This window comes from Micromonospora sp. NBC_01412 (assembly GCF_045040215.1).
In the GTDB taxonomy this organism is placed as follows: Bacteria; Actinomycetota; Actinomycetes; order Mycobacteriales; family Micromonosporaceae; genus Micromonospora; species Micromonospora rubida.
In genome coordinates this window covers 1863382-1881414 of the sequence record NZ_CP109528.1, presented here as the reverse complement: position 1 = coordinate 1881414, position 18033 = coordinate 1863382, and the positions used below count along the sequence as shown (strand labels likewise).

17 protein-coding genes are annotated in these 18033 nt (G+C 73.6%); 15 read left to right on the top strand and 2 right to left on the bottom strand.

Annotation, left to right across the window (positions count from 1 at the left end; translation table 11 throughout):
* The first annotated feature begins 122 nt into the window (after positions 1-122).
* Positions 123-3626 (top strand): phosphodiester glycosidase family protein, encoded by a 3504-nt coding sequence (locus OG617_RS08330; protein WP_405100162.1) that lies wholly within the window; start codon positions 123-125, stop codon positions 3624-3626.
* 82 nt (positions 3627-3708) lie between these two features.
* On the opposite strand, the gene OG617_RS08325 is transcribed toward OG617_RS08330, so the two are convergent.
* Complete coding sequence (locus OG617_RS08325; protein WP_405100160.1) at positions 3709-4644, bottom strand: AAA family ATPase; 936 nt, start codon at positions 4642-4644, stop codon at positions 3709-3711.
* Positions 4645-4948: 304 nt separating this feature from the next.
* Here OG617_RS08325 and rpmE point away from each other — a divergent pair, with 304 nt between their 5' ends.
* Together rpmE and prfA are read left to right on the top strand one after the other, a co-directional pair.
* Positions 4949-5173, top strand: a complete 225-nt coding sequence (gene rpmE, locus OG617_RS08320) for a 50S ribosomal protein L31 (RefSeq protein WP_396684173.1) — start codon at positions 4949-4951, stop codon at positions 5171-5173.
* A gap of 115 nt (positions 5174-5288) precedes the next feature.
* Positions 5289-6377, top strand: coding sequence for a peptide chain release factor 1 (gene prfA / locus OG617_RS08315; RefSeq protein WP_396684175.1), 1089 nt, complete (start codon positions 5289-5291; stop codon positions 6375-6377).
* 17 nt (positions 6378-6394) lie between these two features.
* Here the strand turns inward: prfA and OG617_RS08310 are convergent, their stop codons facing one another.
* Complete coding sequence (locus tag OG617_RS08310; RefSeq protein WP_405100157.1) at positions 6395-7945, bottom strand: GGDEF domain-containing protein; 1551 nt, start codon at positions 7943-7945, stop codon at positions 6395-6397.
* 73 nt (positions 7946-8018) lie between these two features.
* On the opposite strand from OG617_RS08310, the gene prmC reads away from it, so the two are divergent.
* The 12 genes from prmC to atpA all read left to right on the top strand — a co-directional run bounded on the left by prmC (position 8019) and on the right by atpA (position 18025).
* Positions 8019-9071 (top strand): peptide chain release factor N(5)-glutamine methyltransferase, encoded by a 1053-nt coding sequence (prmC, locus tag OG617_RS08305; RefSeq protein ID WP_405100155.1) that lies wholly within the window; start codon positions 8019-8021, stop codon positions 9069-9071.
* Entirely contained in the window at positions 9050-9715 is a 666-nt protein-coding gene (locus OG617_RS08300) for an L-threonylcarbamoyladenylate synthase (protein ID WP_396684181.1), read from the top strand. The genes prmC and OG617_RS08300 overlap by 22 nt, the downstream gene beginning before the upstream one ends.
* Positions 9716-10327, top strand: a complete 612-nt coding sequence (locus OG617_RS08295) for a phosphotyrosine protein phosphatase (protein ID WP_405100153.1) — start codon at positions 9716-9718, stop codon at positions 10325-10327.
* 222 nt (positions 10328-10549) lie between these two features.
* Positions 10550-12667 (top strand): transglycosylase domain-containing protein, encoded by a 2118-nt coding sequence (locus OG617_RS08290; RefSeq protein WP_405100151.1) that lies wholly within the window; start codon positions 10550-10552, stop codon positions 12665-12667.
* A gap of 145 nt (positions 12668-12812) precedes the next feature.
* Positions 12813-12935 (top strand): hypothetical protein, encoded by a 123-nt coding sequence (locus OG617_RS08285; protein WP_405100148.1) that lies wholly within the window; start codon positions 12813-12815, stop codon positions 12933-12935.
* Entirely contained in the window at positions 12928-13359 is a 432-nt protein-coding gene (locus OG617_RS08280) for a hypothetical protein (protein ID WP_405100146.1), read from the top strand. Before OG617_RS08285 ends, OG617_RS08280 begins: the two co-directional genes overlap by 8 nt.
* 182 nt (positions 13360-13541) lie before the next feature.
* Positions 13542-13778: an AtpZ/AtpI family protein gene (locus OG617_RS08275; protein WP_161685176.1), complete on the top strand. Its 237-nt coding sequence runs from the start codon at positions 13542-13544 to the stop codon at positions 13776-13778.
* A gap of 11 nt (positions 13779-13789) precedes the next feature.
* Positions 13790-14587 carry a F0F1 ATP synthase subunit A gene (atpB, locus tag OG617_RS08270; protein ID WP_405100144.1) on the top strand — a complete coding sequence of 266 codons (798 nt, stop codon included), beginning with the start codon at positions 13790-13792 and terminating at the stop codon, positions 14585-14587.
* Between the two features lie 68 nt (positions 14588-14655).
* Entirely contained in the window at positions 14656-14892 is a 237-nt protein-coding gene (locus tag OG617_RS08265; protein ID WP_405100142.1) for a F0F1 ATP synthase subunit C, read from the top strand.
* A gap of 30 nt (positions 14893-14922) precedes the next feature.
* Positions 14923-15459 carry a F0F1 ATP synthase subunit B gene (locus OG617_RS08260; RefSeq protein ID WP_387015724.1) on the top strand — a complete coding sequence of 179 codons (537 nt, stop codon included), beginning with the start codon at positions 14923-14925 and terminating at the stop codon, positions 15457-15459.
* Positions 15459-16280, top strand: coding sequence for a F0F1 ATP synthase subunit delta (locus OG617_RS08255; RefSeq protein ID WP_387015727.1), 822 nt, complete (start codon positions 15459-15461; stop codon positions 16278-16280). Before OG617_RS08260 ends, OG617_RS08255 begins: the two co-directional genes overlap by 1 nt.
* A gap of 104 nt (positions 16281-16384) precedes the next feature.
* On the top strand, positions 16385-18025 hold the full coding sequence (atpA, locus tag OG617_RS08250; protein ID WP_396684197.1) for a F0F1 ATP synthase subunit alpha: 1641 nt from the start codon (positions 16385-16387) through the stop codon (positions 18023-18025).
* Positions 18026-18033 lie beyond the last annotated feature (8 nt).

Genomic DNA, 18033 nt, shown 5'->3' with positions numbered 1-18033 from the left:
GCTCGCGGCCGTGCCCTTCCGCGTCGTCGGGCAGGCCGGCATGGTCGGCCGACGTGAAGTTTTCCTTCGGTTAAGCCGCTAGGTATTGAAACTTCTGTTCACCGTCGGGTTGACTGGCGTCCATGCGCACCCGCAGTCGATCCGCTCACCTCGCCGGCGTCCTGCTGCTGACGCCGCTACTCACCCTGACCGGCCCCGCGCCGGCCACGGCCGGCCCACCCCCGGCCCTGGCCGGCGGGACCGCCGCCGAGGACGCCCCCCGTGCCTCGTCCGCCCCCGCCGACGCGGTCGCCCTCGCCGGTGACCCGGCCGCGGCCAGCGCCGCCACCCGCGCCGCCTCCGGCGTCGAGCCGGCCGGTGGCCTGGAAACCGCGAAGACCGTTCGGCCGGTCGCCCCCGGCCTCGACCTGACCTCCTTCGACCGCTACGACGCCGACGGCTGGCTACGCGCCGACGCGCTGACCGCCGACCTCACCGGCGGGGTCACCGTGGACTACGTCAACTCCGGCGAGGTGTCGAAGGCCGAGCCGCTGCGCGGCGCGGTGGACCGGTCCCGGGCCGTCGCCGCCGTCAACGGCGACTTCTTCGACATCAACAACTCGGGGGCGGCCCAGGGAATCGGGGTACGCGCCGGGGAACTGGTCCAGTCGCCCGTCGCCGGGCACAACAACGCCGTCGCGATCAGCGCCGACGGTCTCGGCCGGGTGATCCAGGTGAACTTCGACGGCACCGCCACCCTGCCCGCCGGCCCGGTGCCGCTGACCCAGTTCAACAACATGGTGCAGGCGAACGGGATCGGCCTGTTCACCCCGCTCTGGGGCGCGTACCCCCGGGAACGGGCGGTGGAGGGGGCGCAGCGCGTCGCCGAGGTGACCGTGGTCGGCGGCCGCGTCGCGACGGTGACCACGGCGGCCGGAACCGGCCCGATCCCCGCCGGCACCACCGTGCTGCTCGGCCGGGACGCCGGCGCGGACGCCCTCGCCGGCCTGCGGCCCGGCGACGCGGTGAGCGTGGCGTACCAGCCGAAGCCATCCGACGGCGGCACCCTGCGCGCGGCGGTCGGCGGCAGCAACGTGCTGGTCCGCGACGGGGCGGTGCAGAGCATCGCCGACGCCTCCCTGGCGCCGCGCACCGCGGTCGGCTTCACCGCCGACGGCAAGCGCATGATCATGCTCACCGTGGACGGCCGGCAGGTGGACAGCCGGGGCGTCAGCCAGACCGAGATGGGCCGGATGATGGCCGAGCTGGGCGCGTGGACCGCGCTCAACCTCGACGGCGGCGGCTCCTCGACCCTGCTGGCCCGCCGCCCCGGCGAGGCGACCGTCGAGGTGGCGAACAGCCCGTCCGACGGCTCCGAGCGCGCCGTGCCAAACGGCCTGGCCATCTTCGCGCCGAAGGGCAGCGGCCGGCTCACCGGCTACTGGCTGCGCACCACCAGCGACCCCACCGCCGCGCCGGGCGTCGCCCCGGTCCGGGGCGGCCGGCCCGACCGGGTCTTCCCCGGCCTGACCCGCCGGCTCGCCGCCGCCGGCCACGACGAGACGTACGGCCCGGCGGCCGGCGCCCCGGCGTGGCGGGCGAACCCGGCCGTGCACGGGAAGGTGACCGGCGACGGGGTCTTCCGGGCCGGGGCGCCCGGCCGCAGCACCGTCACCGCCTGGCGGGGCGGGGCCAGCGGCCGGCTCGACCTCACCGTGCTCGGCCCGTTGGCCCGGATCGACGCCACGACCGACCGGGTCGGGCTGAACCGGTCCGGCGACGCCGCCCCGTTCGGCGTCGTCGGCTACGACGCCGAGGGCAACACCGCCCCGATCGAGCCCGCCGACCTGCGGCTCGACTACGACCGGAGCCTGCTCGACGTCACCCCCACCGAGGACGGCAACCTCTCGGTGAAGGCGCTCACCGACAGCGGCTCCGCCCTGGTCACCGTGCACGTCGGGGCCCGGACCACCGTGCTGCCGGTCACCGTCGGGCTCACCGACGTCCCGGTGGCCACCTTCGACGACGCGGCGTCCTGGAAGTTCAGCCAGGCCCGGGCCAGCGGCTCCGTCGCCCCGGCGCCGGGCCACACCGGCACCGGCCTCAAGATGTCGTACGACTTCAGCCAGTCCACCGGCACCCGCGCCGCGTACGCCGACCCGCCGGCCTGGATCGAGGTGCCCGGCCAGCCGCAGGCGTTCGGCATGTGGATCAACGGCAGCGGCAAGGGGGAGTGGCCCAGCCTGCACCTGCACGACGCCCAGGACACCCAGCACGTGCTGCGTGGCCCGCTGATCACCTGGACCGGCTGGCAGTACGTCGAGTTCGCCGTCCCGGCCGGGGTGCAGTACCCGGTGCGGGTGCGCCGGTTCTACGTCGCGGAGACCAACGCCGCCGCCCAGTACACCAGCGAGATCGTCGTCGACGACCTGGTGGCGAAGGTTCCCCCGACGGTCGACGTGCCGGCCGAGGAGCCGCGTACCGACCGGGTGGTGCTGCGCGACGGCACCGTCGACGGGGCGCCCTGGCGCTTCGCGGTCATGTCCGACGCCCAGTTCGTCGCCGCCGCCCCGGACAGCGACCTGGTCGCCCAGGCCCGCCGTACGCTGCGCGAGATCCGGGCCGCCGAGCCGGACTTCCTGGTGATCAACGGGGACTTCGTGGACACCGCGTACCCGGCGGACTTCGCCCTGGCGAGGCGGATCCTCGACGAGGAACTGGGCGGCGAGCTGCCCTACTACTACGTCCCCGGCAACCACGAGATCATGGGTGCCCCGATCGGCAACTTCACCGCCGCGTTCGGGGCCACCTCACGGGTCTTCGACCACGCGGGCACCCGGTTCGTCACGCTGAACACGTCCGCCGGGTCGCTGCGTGGCAGCGGCTTCGACCAGGTCGAGCTGCTGCGCGACACCCTCGACCGGGCCGCCTCCGACCGGAGCGTCGGCTCGGTGGCCGTGCTGTTCCACCACCCGCCGCGAGACCCGAGCCCGGCCAAGGCCAGCCAGCTCGGCGACCGCAAGGAGGCGGCGCTGGTCGAGCAGTGGCTCGCCGACTTCCAGCACCGCACCGGCAAGGGCGCGCTCGTCGTCAACGGCCACGTCGGCACGTTCCACGCCGACCGGGTCGACGGGGTGCCGTACGTGATCAACGGCAACTCGGGCAAGAATCCGTCCACCCCGGCGCAGCTCGGCGGCTTCACCGGCTGGACGGAGTTCGGCGTCGACCCGGTCACCCCGGCCGAGGCCGAGCGGGCCCGCCGCGACCCGCTCGCCGAGGGCCCCCGCTGGGTGGCCGCCGAGTTCCACGCCCACGTCGACCAGCTCGCGCTGACCGCGCCGGAGACGGTGGCGGTCGGCGCTCCGGCCCGGGTCACCGCGACGCTGACCCAGCCGGGCGGGCGAGTCGTGCCGGTGGCCGCCCCGGTCAGCGCGGACTGGTCCGCCTCGCCGAGCGTCCTCGTCGGACCGGCCGGCGGGCTGAGGCCCTGGCACGTGGCCCGGTTCGACCCGGCCACCGGCGAGCTGACGGCGCTGCGTCCGGGCGCGACGGTCCGGCTCGCGGTGACGGTCAACGGCGTCCGCGCCGAGGCCACCGTCACCCTCACCCGGGCGGCAGCCGCAGCCGCTAGGACCCCGGCAGCCTGACACGTGAGGGAGGGCCCCGGTCGCCGCGTTCTCCGCGACGGCAGGGGCCCTCCCCGTGTCGCACGGCTCCCCGCGAGACGGTTCAGAAGTCGCCCTCGGCGACCTGGAAGACGGTGAGGCCGAGGGAACGCCACATCCGGACCACCTGCATCCGGTCGTCGAACACGCCGACCACCCGGTAGCGGCCCTCGACCTCGCGTTCGTAGATCTCCCGCTTGACCACGGAGTCCTGGCGGGTGTCGCCGACGGCCCGCAGGTGCAGGGCCAGGTACGGCACCCGTACGTGGCGGGCCAGCCAGGCGACCGTGTCGGCCCGGGCGCCGGCGTCCCGGCCGGAGCAGAACACCACCCCGTACCCGGCGGCGTGCATCGCCCGGACCGCCGCGATCACCGCCTCGTTCGGCACGTCCTCGGCCACCCGGGTCATGTCGTACGGGCTGCGGGAGACGTGCAGCGCCACCGTCCCGTCGATGTCGACCAGGACGATCTCCGGGGGCTCGGCCCTCGCGCCGCCCCGGTGTGCCGGGGCGCCGGGGGCGACCTCGGGGACCGGCAGCGGCAGGGGGCGGTTCGCCAGGAAGCGGTCGTGCAGCCGGCGGATCGCCGCCTCGCCCACCCGGTCGTCCGCCGGCCGCGCGGCGTCCCGGCGCAGGCACTCGTCGAGGGGTACGTCGGTGAAGTCGTGCACCTCGAAGCCGGCCCCGCAGTCGGCGGCCAGCCGGGCCCAGTCCCGCAGCGTCCGGGCCCGCAGGTTGGTGTCGTCCACGCACACGTTCACCCGGCCCCGCAGCAGCGCCTCCACCTGCGCCCGCTGGGCCCGGGTGACCTGGGCCTCCGCCCACTGGGTGAAGAGCCGCTCGCCGTGCAGCATCCGGCGCAGGTCGTCCCGGTTCACCCGGACCACCGACGGTTGCAGGGTACGGGCGAAGGTGGTCTTGCCCGAGGCGGGCAGCCCCCGGGTGGCGACCAGTCGGGGCGGTCTCCCCGTCCCGGGCTGTTCCTGGGGCGAACCGGACATCAGTCCACCGTACGCCCGCCGTCGCCGCCCGCTGCCCGCCCCTCGGCTGCCGCGCGAGGCGTTCCCCTCCATCGAGAGGGGCCGGCCCGCACCGGAATGCGGGGCGGCGGGGTGGGAATGCGGGAGGGGACCGGCACGTTGACGAAGCCGGACCTGCTGTGCGGCCCGCCTGACGGGTCGGCCCACGCCCATGGCACACTGGTCAATCGGCCACCGGTTCCGGTTCACGCCCGAGCCCGGCGCGCACCACGCGCCGGCGCCGCACGGGCGACCCGGCGACCACCCACGAAAGGACCGAGGCGACATGAAGTCCAACATCCACCCGGAGTACACGACCACCGAGGTCAGCTGCTCCTGCGGTAGCACCTTCACGACCCGCAGCACCGCCAAGGGCGGTTCCATCCACACCGAGACCTGCAGCGCCTGCCACCCGTTCTACACCGGTAAGCAGCGCGTTCTCGACACGGCTGGCCGGGTCGCCAAGTTCCAGCAGAAGTACGCCAAGGTTCAGGCCAAGAAGGCCAAGTAGCTCCACGTTCGGCGCCCGCGTCCGGCTTCCTGCCGGGCGCGGGCGCTGTCCGTATCTCCACCCGTCCGGGCCACCGTCTCCGGCCGGTCCTCGTCGTCGAAGGAGCACCCCGAGCATGAGCAGTGAGCGGCTGGCCGCCCTCCTCGACGAGTACGCCGAGCTGGAGAAGCGCCTTGCGGACCCGGCCATCCACGCCGACCAGGGCACTGCCCGCCGGGTCGGCCGCCGGTACGCCGAGTTGGTGCCGCTGAACAAGGCGGCCGGCGAACTGGAGCAGGCCCGCGCCGACCTGGTCGCGGCGAGGGAGCTGGCGGCCGAGGACCCGTCCTTCGCGGCCGAGGCGGAGTCCATCGCCGCCGGACTGCCGGCGCTGGAGGAACGCCTCGCCGAGCTGCTGATCCCGCGCGACCCGCACGACGCCAAGGACGTGATCGTCGAGATCAAGGCGGGCGAGGGCGGCGAGGAGTCGGCCCTGTTCGCCGGCGACCTGCTGCGGATGTACACCCGGTACGCCGAGCGGCACGGATGGCTCACCGAGGTGATCGACGCGCAGGACTCCGACCTGGGCGGGGTGAAGGACGTCTCGCTGGCGATCAAGACCAAGGGCGTCCCGGAGGGCGGCAACGGGGTCTGGTCCCGGCTCAAGTGGGAGGGCGGCGTGCACCGGGTGCAGCGCGTCCCGGTCACCGAGTCGCAGGGGCGGATCCACACCAGCGCCGCCGGGGTCCTCGTGCTGCCCGAGGCGGAGGACGTGGACGTCACCATCGACCCGAACGAACTGCGGATCGACGTGTTCCGCTCGTCCGGGCCCGGCGGGCAGTCGGTGAACACCACCGACTCGGCGGTGCGGATCACCCACGTGCCGACCGGGATCGTGGTCTCCTGCCAGAACGAGAAGTCCCAGCTCCAGAACCGGGAGCAGGCGATGCGCATCCTGCGGGCCCGGCTGCTGGCCGCCGCCCAGGAGCAGGCCAACGCCGCCGCCTCGGACGCCCGCAAGGCGCAGGTGCGCACGGTGGACCGCTCGGAGCGGATCCGCACGTACAACTACCCGCAGAACCGGATCACCGACCACCGGATCGGCTACACCGCGTACAACCTCGACCTGGCCCTCGCCGGTGAGCTGGACGGGGTGCTGGACGCCCTCGCCGAGGCCGACCGCGCCGCCCGGCTGGCCGGGGACACCGAGCTGACCCGCCGCTGACCGGCCCCTGAACCGGGTCAGGAGGCGCGGGGGCGGGTTTTGGCGGCGAGCATCTCCCGGTCGGCGGTCTCGAAGGCCGTGCCGAGCGCGTCGCGCAGGCCCGGGCCGGAGCCGCTCACCTCGGCGAAGCCGATGCTGACCCCGACCGGGGTGCCGGGCACCAGCGACTCCCAGTCCTCCGTGCGCACCGCCGCCTCGATCCGGCGGGCCACCTCGGCAGCCTCGGCCATGCCCGCGCCCGACAGCACCACCACGAACTCGTCGCCGCCGTAGCGGGCCACGAAGTCACCCCGGCGCATCACCCGGTTGATCACCCCGGCGACGCGCTGGAGGACCAGGTCGCCGGAGTGGTGGCCGTGCCGGGTGTTGACCGCCTTGAAGCCGTCCAGGTCGCAGACGCCGATCACCACCCGCTCGCCGCGGGCCACCACCGCCGCGATGTAGCGCTCCAGCCGGCGCCGGTTGGGCAGCCCGGTCAGCGGGTCGGTGAGCGCCTCGCCCTCGTACCGGGCCGCCTCGCGGCGCATCTCCTCGTGGTCGATCCGGGCGGCGATGCCGTCGATGTAGACGTCCCGCAGCCGGTCGTTGCGCTGCGCGGCGAGCCGGAACGCGTGCCGGTCGGCCCGGTGCGCCGCCGGGTGGTCGCCGGCCCGCCCGTACGCGATGCTGCGCAGCCGCGCCGCCTCGGCGGCGCCGAGGGTCTCGTGGGAGACCCGGGCGGTGTCCAGCCGGGTGACCGCCTCGATCGGGTTGCCGGCGGCGATGGCCAGGCACACCTGGCCGAACTGGCGCATGTCCCGGGCCCGCGCGCTGTCCCCGCCGTGCGCGAGCAGCCGGGACGGGTCAGCGTCGGTGCCGGTCTCCACCCGGTCGCCCAGGGCGGCCCGCCGAGCGGCGGCGTAGCCGTACGCGGCGAGGCTGCTCGGCCGCAGCTGGCCGGCCCGCTCGCCGCGCAGGAACCGGCCCAGGTCGGAGGCGACGTCCCGGAGCACCCGCAGGCAGCCGTCGCTGTCGCCGTTGTGGTCGAGGGCCACCGCGTTGCGCAGCCGGATCCCGGGGGCGGCGAAGGTCTCCTCGGGGATGCCGGCGGCGACCCCGAGCTGGCGGGCCCGTTCGATGGCGCCGAGGGCGTAGCCGTGGAAGCTCAGGTATGAGTAGGCCATCGCCAGGTCGTGCCAGCCCCACGCGGTGTCCCGGTCCGGGTCGTCCACCGCGCCGAGCGCCCGCGCCGCCTTGACCAGGTGGGTGACGCACCGGTCGAGCGCCCCCTGGTGGTGGGCGGCGAGCGCGGCCAGGGCGTTGACGTGCCCGTGCAGGTAGGGCTCGGGCAGGTCCCGGACGGCGGTGGACGCCTCCTCGATGGCCCGGGTGAACTCGGCGGTGCGACCGAGATTGATCAACGCGGAGAGGCGCTGCACCAGCGCGTCGGCCCGGGCGTGCGGGTCGGTGGTGCTGCGCACCACCCCGTCGAGGAGGGTGCACGCCTCGGCGGAGCGGCTCACCTCCTGCAGGGCGCGGGCCCGGGTGAGGGCGTCAACCTGGTCGTTGACCCGGTCGAGCCAGCCCACCCGCGACCTCCCTGTCGGTGTGCGCCGACGCACCAGCTCGTGGCGCGCTCCGGCGACGCTTCATGATTATGTCGTGACCTCCCTTCCGCAACACCCGTCCGAAGGGTCAGAACGGCCTCGGCCCTCGGTGGCGGTGGCCCGCGCCGCCCGGGTCCTCGCCGCGGCGGGCGTCGAGGCGTCCCGCGCCGAGGCCGAGCTGCTCGCCGCGCATGTGCTGGGCGTACCCCGGGGGCGGCTGGCGCTGGCCGACGGCCTCACCGCCGACCAGCTCGACCGGTACGACGCCCTGGTCGCCCGGCGGGCGACCAGGGAGCCGTTGCAGCACCTCACCGGCAGCGCCGGCTTCCGGCACCTGGAGCTGGCGGTCGGGCCGGGCGTCTTCGTGCCCCGGCCGGAGACGGAGCTGCTCGCCGGCTGGGGCGTCGACCAGGCCCGGCTGCGGCCCGGGAGTCCTCCGTCGACCGCCGGGCCGGGGTACGCCGAGCCACCGGCGGCCGGCGCTGCCGAGGCTGCCGGGGTGGGGGACGGGCCGCTGGTGGTCGACCTGTGCAGCGGGTCGGGGGCGATCGCCCTGGCGGTGGCCCAGGAGGCGCCCGCCGCCCGGGTGGTGGCGGTGGAGCGGTCGCCGGCCGCGCTGGCCTGGCTGCGCCGCAACGCCGCCGACCGGGCCGCCGCCGGGGACCGGCCGATCGAGGTGGTGGCCGCCGACGTCACCGACCCGGAGCTGCTGGCCGGGCTGACCGGGCGGGTGGATGTGCTGCTGTGCAACCCGCCGTACGTGCCGCGCGCGGTGCTCGTCCCGCCCGAGGTGGCGGCGCACGACCCGGACGAGGCGGTCTTCGGCGGGGCGGACGGGCTGGACGTGATCCGGCCGGTGCTCGCCCGGGCCGCCGAGCTGCTGCGCCCCGGCGGGGTGCTCGGGGTCGAGCACGACGACACGCACGGCGCGGTGCTGCCGGCGCTGCTCGCCGCCGACGGCCGGTACGAGGCGGTCGAGGAGCACCGGGACCTGGCCGGCCGGCCCCGGTTCGCCACCGCCCGCCGCCGCCGGGAGCCCGTGCCCGGGGCACCTGGTCACGCCGAGGACACCGGCGGGGCCCGGGCGTGGCAGACTGGCTCCTCGTGATGCTCTACGACTGCCGGTCGCCTGCCGACCGGGACCGCGGCATCGCCGCTGCCATCGAGGCTGTCAAGAACGGCGAGCTGGTCGTCCTGCCGACGGACACGGTCTACGGGATCGGCGCCGACGCCTTCACGCCGTACGCCGTCAAGGCCCTCTCGGACGCCAAGGGCGGCACCCGGCAGGCGCCGCCGGTGCTGATCGGCTCCCGGCACACCCTCGACGGGCTGGTCTTCACGCTGCCCCAGGCGGCCCGCGATCTGGTCGAGGCGTTCTGGCCGGGCGCGCTGACCATCGTGGTGGAGCACTCGCCGAGCCTGTCGTGGGACCTGGGTGGCGACGGCGGCACGGTCGCCGTGCGGATGCCGCTGCACCCGGTGGCCCTGGAGGTGCTGCGGGAGACCGGCCCGATGGCGGTGGCGTCGGCCAACAAGCTCGGCCAGCCGGCGACGGTCACCGCCGATGCGGCCCGGGAGCAGCTCGGCTACTCCGTCCGGGCGTACCTGGAGGCCGGGCCCTGCCCGGACCCGGTGCCGAGCACCATCGTCGACCTCACGGGCGAGGTGCCCCGGGTGCTGCGCGCCGGGGCGATCCCGTTCGAGAAGCTGCGGGACGTCGTGCCCGATATCGTCGAGAGCCGGGTGGGCTGAGTGCCGCCGTTCACCGTCCTGCATGTCTGCATGGGCAACATCTGCCGCTCGCCGATGGCGGAGCGGCTGCTGGCGCTGGCCGTCCGCGAGCGGCTGACCCGGCGTGGTGTCGACCTGGCCGGCGCGGACGGGCTGCTGCACAGCCACAGCGCCGGCACCGGCGGCTGGCACGCGGGGGAGGAGATGAACCCGCCGGCCGCCCGGCAGGTGCTCTCCCGGGGCGGCGACGTGGACGGCTTCGCCGCCCGCAAGCTGCGCTCCGACCAGATCGACGCCGCCGACCTGGTCCTCACCGCCACCGCCGACCAGCAGGAGTACGTGGCGGCACTGCGCCCCGACGCCGCCGCCCGCACCTTCGTGCTCGGCGAGTTCGGCCGGCTGCTGGCGGCGGTGGACGCCGCCGCGCTGCCGGCCGCCGAGGCCAGCCCCGACGCGGTGTACGCGCGCGGGGTGGCCCTGGTCGCCGCCGCGCACGCCGCCCGGCAGGGCGCGTCCTCGCTGCGCACCGACGACCTCGACGACCCGTGGGGGCGGGGCGACCAGTGCTTCAGCCGGGTGGCCGACGAGATCGAGGAGACCGTCCACCCGTTGGCCGCCGCCCTGCTGCCCTGACGCCCGCCCACCGGCCTACCACCCCCGCCCACCCGCCGCCCGCCCTCGCCCGACCTCAGCCGGGTCGGTCGTCCCGCGTCGGGTCGGTCGTCCCGCGCGTCCTGCGGCGCGTCGCGTGCTTTTCTCGCGAAACTCGTCCCCCTTTGGGGAAAACCGGGGGCGCTTGGTGGCTTCCGGGTCATTCTGGACGGGTTCGTACGCTGGCTCCTGCGGGGAGAGCTGATGATCCGGGTCCGCCGTCTCGACAAGCTGATGACCATCGTGATCGCCGGGGTGCTCGCCGGGCTGGCGCTGGCCGTGGCGGCCCTGCCGGCCGCCCTGGTCCTCGGGATCGGCGTGCGAGGGCTCACCGAGCCCTGGTCCGAGCTGCCCGCGTCGCTGCGCACGCCGCCCACGGCCCAGCGCTCCACCCTCTACGCCAACGACGGCACCACCCTGATCACCTCGTTCTACACCGAGGACCGGGTGGACGTGCCGCTGAGCGAGGTGGCGGCGGTGATGGGCCAGGCCATCGTCGCCGCCGAGGACGTCCGCTTCTACCAGCACCGGGGGGTCGACGCGCGCGGCGTGGTCCGGGCGTTCACCGCCAACCAGCGCGACGGCACCCGGCAGGGCGCGTCGACGCTGACCATGCAGTACGTCCGCAACGTACTGGCCAGCGACCCGGCCCTCACCGAGGAGGAGCGGGCCAGGGCCACCGAGATCACCGTCGCCCGCAAGCTCAAGGAGATGCGGTACGCCCTGGCGCTGGAGCAGAAGCTGAGCAAGGAGCAGATCCTCGCCGGCTACCTGAACATCGCCTACTTCGGCGCCGGGGCGTACGGGGTGGGCGCCGCCAGCAAGCGGTACTTCTCGAAGCCGCCGGCGAAGCTCACCCTGGCCGAGGCCGCCCTGCTCGCCGGGCTGGTCCGTTCGCCGAACACCGACGACCCGATCAACGGCGACGCCGACGCGGCGCTTGTGCGCCGGGCGTACGTGCTGGACCGGCTGGTCGAGACCGGCCAGGTAGCGCCCGACGTGGCCATGGCGGCGCAGGCCGAGCCGTTGACGCTGAAGCCCAGCACGACGCCGAACGACTGCGCGGCCGTTCCGAAGGGGCACGAGGACTGGGGCTTCTTCTGCGACTGGTTCACCCGCTGGTGGAACGAGCAGCCGGCCTTCGGCGCCACAGTCGACGAGCGGCAGCGCACCCTGCGCCGGGGCGGCTTCCGGATCGTCTCCTCGCTCGACCCGGCCGTGCAGCGGACCGCCACCGAGGAGGTGCGGAAGGTGTACGAGGTCAACGACCGCCGCGCCGCGCCGACGGCGGTGGTGCAGCCGGGCACCGGCCGGGTGCTCGCCATGACGGTGAACCGGAACTACGGCGTGGCCGAGAACCCAACGGGCTGGAAGAACCGCCCGAACACGGTCAACCAGCTCGTCGCCGGGGGCGGGGCCATCACCGGCTACCAGGCCGGCTCCACGTTCAAGCTCTTCACCCTGCTCGCCGCGCTGGAGGCCGGCCTGCCGCTGGACACCGGGTTCGACTCCCCGTCCCGCATCGTCACCCGCTTCCAGACCGCCGGTGACTCGGCCAACTGCGACGGCCGGTGGTGCCCGGTCAACGCCGACCCGCTCGGGATGGACGGCCACCGGACCATGTGGGACGCCTTCGGCCTGTCGGTCAACACCTACTTCGCCTGGTTGACCGAACGGGTGGGCGCGGACCGGGTGGTGGAGATGGCCGAGCGGCTCGGCATCCGGTTCCGCGCCGAGTCCGACGCCCAGATGGCCCGGTACGGCGCGCGGGAGTGGGGGCCGTTCACCCTTGGGGTCACCGCCACCACCCCGCTCGACCTGGCCGGTGCGTACGCCGCGGTGGCCGCGGAGGGCAGGTGGTGCGCCCCCATGCCGGTGTTGTCGATCACCGACGGCGGTGGCCGGGCGGCTGCGGCCGGTCGCCCGGACTGCCGGCAGGTGCTCGACGTCGACGTGGCCCGGGGCGCGGCGGACGCCGCCCGCTGTCCGGTCGGCGACCAGTCGATGTACCGCCGCTGCTCCGGCGGCACCGCCGCCGACCTGCGCTCCCGGCTCGGCCGGCCGGTGGCCGGCAAGACCGGCAGCTCGGACGGCAACGGGACCGAGACCGTCGTGGCCTTCACCCCGCAGCTCGCCGTCGCCTCGATCGCGGCGAACCCCGACGACCCGCGAGACGCGGTCGGCAAGGCGGTCCAGGCCCGCCTGGTCGACGTCGTCGGCAGGGTCCTGTACGACACCCTCCGGGACGAGCCGGTCCGCGACTTCGTCCCGCCCGGCGAGTCGGTCGCCTTCCGCGTCACGGGCGCCCGTACCGGCAACTGACCCCGTGATCAGCGTGCGTGGTGCCCCACGTGAGCCGTACGCCCGCGCCGCGGGCCTCGGCGGGCGAGGTCGGCCGTACCCGCGTGGCCCCCCGTGACGAGGCATCTCGCGGCCTCCGGTGGGCGGACCCATAGACTCCTGCGTTGTGGAGAACGCGACGCGCACCTTCTGGGGGCCGGACTTCGAGCAGCTCAGCGCCACCGACCCGGAGATCATCGGCGAGGTCGCCGAGCTGGCCGCCGCCTTCCCGGCGTACCACCGTGGCTGAGCGCGGGGTGGACGCGGCGCACGCGGCCGACGACCGTGGCTGGCGGCTGCGCCACCTTCCGGTGCTGCTGGTCGCCTCCGCCGTGGTGGCGGCCCTCGGCGCGGTGGCCGGCGGCGTCCTCGGCGGCGCCGACGCGGCGCTCGGCGTGGCCGCCGGAGTGGCCGTCACGGTGGTCAGCTACACCGTCACCACAGTGGTGCTGGCCTGGGCGGACGCGCGGAACCCGCAGCTCGTGCTGCCGTTCGGGCTCGGCCTCTACGCCGCCAAGTTCACCCTCCTGGGTGGCGTGATGGTGGCGGTCGCGTCGACCGGGTGGGCCGGGCTGCTTCCGCTCTGCCTCGGCATCGCCGTCGGCGTGGCGGTCTGGACCGGCGCGCACATCTGGTGGATCAGCACGGTCCACAAGCGCCGGACCAGGGCCTGACGCCGTCGGCGTGCCACTCATCGGTACGACGCGCGAATATGTCCGATGCCGGTCATTCTCTGGGTGGCGGAAGGGGAGTAGCGTGCCCACAGACGAACTGCCCGCCCGACACCCACACAACGCCGGTTGTGCGGGGGGTGAGGCACAGCCTCGTTTTCCCGACTGATATCGTTCGCCCCGTCATGGCTGGTGACCAAACCCCCCAACCCACCGGCGGCCCGGACGACATTCCGACCGGCGCCGGCCAGGGTTGGACCGCGCTCTCGTACCTCATCGGGGGCATGCTCGTCTGGGGCTTCATCGGCTGGCTGGTCGACCAGTGGCTCGACACCGGCGGCATCGCCACCGGGATCGGCGTCGTGCTCGGCATGGCCGGGGGGATCATCCTGGTCATCCGCCGGCTCGGCACGCCTACTTAGGAAGGGACGCGGTGTTCGGACAGGCGAACGTCCTGGCACAGGGCGAGGCAGCATTCCCACCCAGCGTGGACGACTTCTACCTGCCCAGCATCCTCCCCTGGGGTGCGCACGACTCGTACTGGTTCACCAAGATCACGGCCATGGTCTGGATCGCCGTCGGCATCCTGATCATCTTCTTCCTGGTCACGTACCGGAAGCCGCAGCTCGTGCCGACGAAGAAGCAGTGGCTCGCCGAGTCGATCTACGGCTTCGTGCGGAACAACATCGCGGTCGACATGATCGGGCACGCGGGGGTGCGGTTCGCGCCGTACTTCACCACGCTCTTCTGCTTCGTCCTGCTGACGAACTTCTTCGCGATCCTGCCGTTCTTCCAGATCTCGCCGAACTCGCACATCGCGTTCCCGGCCTTCCTGGCGTTGATCAGCTACGGGCTGTTCAACTACATCGGCATCCGCAAGCACGGCTTCGTGAAGTACTTCAAGAACTCCCTGATCCCGCCGGCGCCCTGGTACATCCTGCCGCTGCTGATCCCGATCGAGCTCTTCTCGACCTTCCTCGTCCGGCCGTTCTCGCTGGCCGTCCGTCTCTTCGCGAACATGTTCGCCGGCCACATGCTCCTGCTGGTCTTCACGCTCGGCGGCTTCGCGATGCTGAGCGCCAACGCCTGGCTGGCCCCGGTCTCGGTGCTGTCCTGGGTGATGACCATCGCGCTCACCTTCCTCGAGTTCCTGGTGATCTGCCTCCAGGCCTACGTCTTCACGGTGCTCAGCGCCAGCTACGTACAGGGCGCGCTCGCCGACGAGCACTGATCCACCTCGCACCAACCAGTTGTCGTCCCGCGTGACCGTCACGCGTGATAACCAGGAGGAACCCACTAATGGACATCTACGCCGCGGTAGAGGGCAGCACCGCCGCCATCGGCTACGGTCTCGCGGCCATCGGCCCGGGTATCGGTGTCGGCCTGGTCTTCGCCGCCTACATCCAGTCGACGGCCCGCCAGCCGGAGTCGTCCAAGATGACCCTGCCGTACGTCTGGATCGGCTTCGCCGTCATCGAGGCGCTCGCGCTGCTGGGCATCGCGTTCGGCTTCATCTGGCAGGGCCAGCTCTCCTAATCCCGCCCCCCTTCGACCGGGAGGTCTTCCATGTTCTTCCTCGCTGCTGAGGGTGGTGAGGCGCACAACCCGATCATCCCGATCTGGCAGGAGATCGTGGTTGGGTCCGTCGCCTTCGCCGTGCTCTGCTTCGTGCTGATGAAGTTCGTCTTCCCCCGCATGGAGCAGACGTTCCAGGCCCGGGTGGACGCGATCGAGGGCGGCATCAAGCGCGCTGAGGCCGCCCAGGCCGAGGCCAACCAGCTCCTTGAGCAGTACCGCGCGCAGCTCGCCGAGGCGCGCAACGACGCCGCCCGGATCCGGGACGACGCCCGGGCCGACGCCGAGGGCATCCGTCAGGACGTCCTCGCCAAGGCGCGGGAGGAGTCCGACCGGATCATCGCGGCCGGCAAGGAACAACTCGCCGCCGAGCGGGCCACCATCGTGCGCGAGCTGCGCACGGAGGTCGGCACGATCGCGGTCGACCTGGCCAGCAAGATCGTCGGCGAGTCACTGGCCGACGAGGCCCGGCGCAAGGGCACCGTCGACCGGTTCCTCAGCGGCCTCGAGAGCACGGGGGCCCGCTGATGCAGGCCGCCAGCCGGGAGTCGTACCGGGCCGCGACCGAGCGCCTGGCGGCGTACGCGCGGGGTGCGGAGCCGTCGGCAGTGGCCGCCACCGCCGACGACCTGCTCTCCGTCGCCGGCCTGCTGCGGCGCGAGCCGCGGCTGCGCCGGGCGCTGTCCGACCCGGCCCGGCCGGGCGCGGACCGCGCCGGGCTGCTCGGCGACATGCTCCGGGGGAAGGTCGGCGCGGGCGCGCTCGACCTGCTCACCGGGCTGGCGTCCGGCCGGTGGTCGGCGCCGTCGGAACTGCTCGACGGCACCGAGCGACTGGGTGTGGAGGCGCTGCTGGCCAGCGCCGACGCGTCCGGCGAGCTGGGCGAGGTCGAGGACGAGCTGTTCCGCTTCGGTCAGGTGGTCGCCGGCCAGCCCGCGCTCTCCGGCGCGCTGTCCGACCCGGTCGCCCCGGTCGAGCGGCGGGCCGCGCTGGCCCGCGAGCTGCTGGCCGGCAAGGCCAGCCCGATCACCGTCCGCCTCGTCGAGGTGGCGCTGGGCGGGTTCGGGGGGCGGTCCTTCACCGGTTCGGTCACCCGGCTGGTCGAGCTCACCGCCGACCGGCGGGACCGGCAGGTCGCGTACGTGACCGTGGCGGCCCCGTTGAGTGAAGAGGACGAGCGCCGGCTCGGTGCCCGCCTCGCCGCGATGTACGGTCGAGAGGTTTCCGTCAAGCAGACGGTGGACCCCGCGATCCTCGGTGGCGTCAGCGTCCGGGTCGGCTCCGACCTGTACGACGGCACCGTCCTGCGCCGCCTCAACGAGACCCGCAACGCGCTCGCGAAGCGCTGACCGGCGCCCGCTGGCACACCCCGCGAAGCGCCCGGATTGACAGACGCCATTCGGACCGGTCGGTACTAGGTATCCCGGGCCCCTGAAACTTAAGGAAGCAGAGGATGGCCGAGCTGACCATCTCGACGGAGGAGATCCGCGGCGCCCTGGAGCGCTACGTCTCCTCCTATTCGCCCGACGTCTCCCGCGAGGAGGTCGGCACCGTCGCCGACACCGGCGACGGCATCGCCCACGTCGAGGGCCTGCCCTCGACCATGACCAACGAGCTCCTGGAGTTCGAGGACGGCACGCTCGGCGTGGCCCTGAACCTCGACGTCCGGGAGATCGGCGTCGTCGTTCTCGGTGACTCCGCGAAGCTCGAAGAGGGCCAGCGCGTCAAGCGCACCGGCCGGGTGCTCTCCGTGCCGGTCGGCGACGCCTTCCTCGGCCGCGTGGTCAACGCGCTCGCCCAGCCGATCGACGGCCTCGGCGACATCGCCAACGAGGGCTTCCGCGAGCTGGAACTCCAGGCCCCGAACGTGATGGCCCGGCAGTCCGTGGACGAGCCGATGCAGACCGGTATCAAGGCGATCGACGCCATGACCCCGATCGGCCGGGGCCAGCGGCAGCTGATCATCGGTGACCGGAAGACCGGCAAGACCACGGTCGCGCTGGACACCATCCTCAACCAGCGGGACAACTGGCGCTCCGGCGACCCGAAGAAGCAGGTCCGCTGCATCTACGTCGCCATCGGCCAGAAGGCCTCCACGATCGCCTCGATCAAGGGCATCCTGGAGGAGGCGGGCGCGCTGGAGTACACCACCATCGTCGCCTCCCCGGCGTCCGACCCGGCCGGCTTCAAGTACCTGGCCCCGTACACCGGCTCGTCCATCGGGCAGCACTGGATGTACGGCGGCAAGCACGTCCTGATCGTCTTCGACGACCTGAGCAAGCAGGCCGAGGCGTACCGGGCCGTGTCGCTGCTGCTGCGCCGCCCGCCGGGCCGCGAGGCGTACCCGGGTGACGTCTTCTACCTGCACTCCCGGCTGCTGGAGCGCTGCGCGAAGCTCTCCGACGCGCTGGGCGGCGGCTCGATGACCGGCCTGCCGATCATCGAGACCAAGGCCAACGACATCTCGGCCTTCATCCCGACCAACGTCATCTCCATCACCGACGGCCAGATCTTCCTGGAGACGGACCTGTTCAACCAGGGCGTCCGGCCGGCCATCAACGTCGGCACCTCGGTCTCCCGGGTCGGCGGCGCCGCCCAGGTGAAGCCGATGAAGAAGGTCTCCGGCTCGCTCCGGCTCAACCTGGCCCAGTACCGCGAGCTGGAGGCGTTCGCCGCCTTCGCCTCCGACCTGGACAAGACCTCCCGGGCCCAGCTGGACCGCGGTTCCCGCCTGGTCGAGCTGCTCAAGCAGCCGAACTACTCGCCGTACCCGGTGCAGGAGCAGGTCGTCACCGTCTGGTCCGGCGTCGAGGGCAAGCTCGACGACATCCCGGTCGGCGAGGTCCGCCGCTTCGAGTCGGAGTTCCTCCAGTACCTGCGGCACAAGCACGAGGGCACCCTCGCGGCGATCGCCGACCACAAGTGGGACGACGAGGTGATCTCCACCCTCGACCAGGCCATCGCGAGCTTCAAGCAGATGTTCCTGGGCAAGGAGGACGAGCCCCGGATCAACGAGGCCCCGGCCGCCCCGCTGGAGGGCGAGCAGAGCCGCGAGACGGTGACCCGCTACCACGGCAACGCCGAGAAGCAGTAGGGCTGACT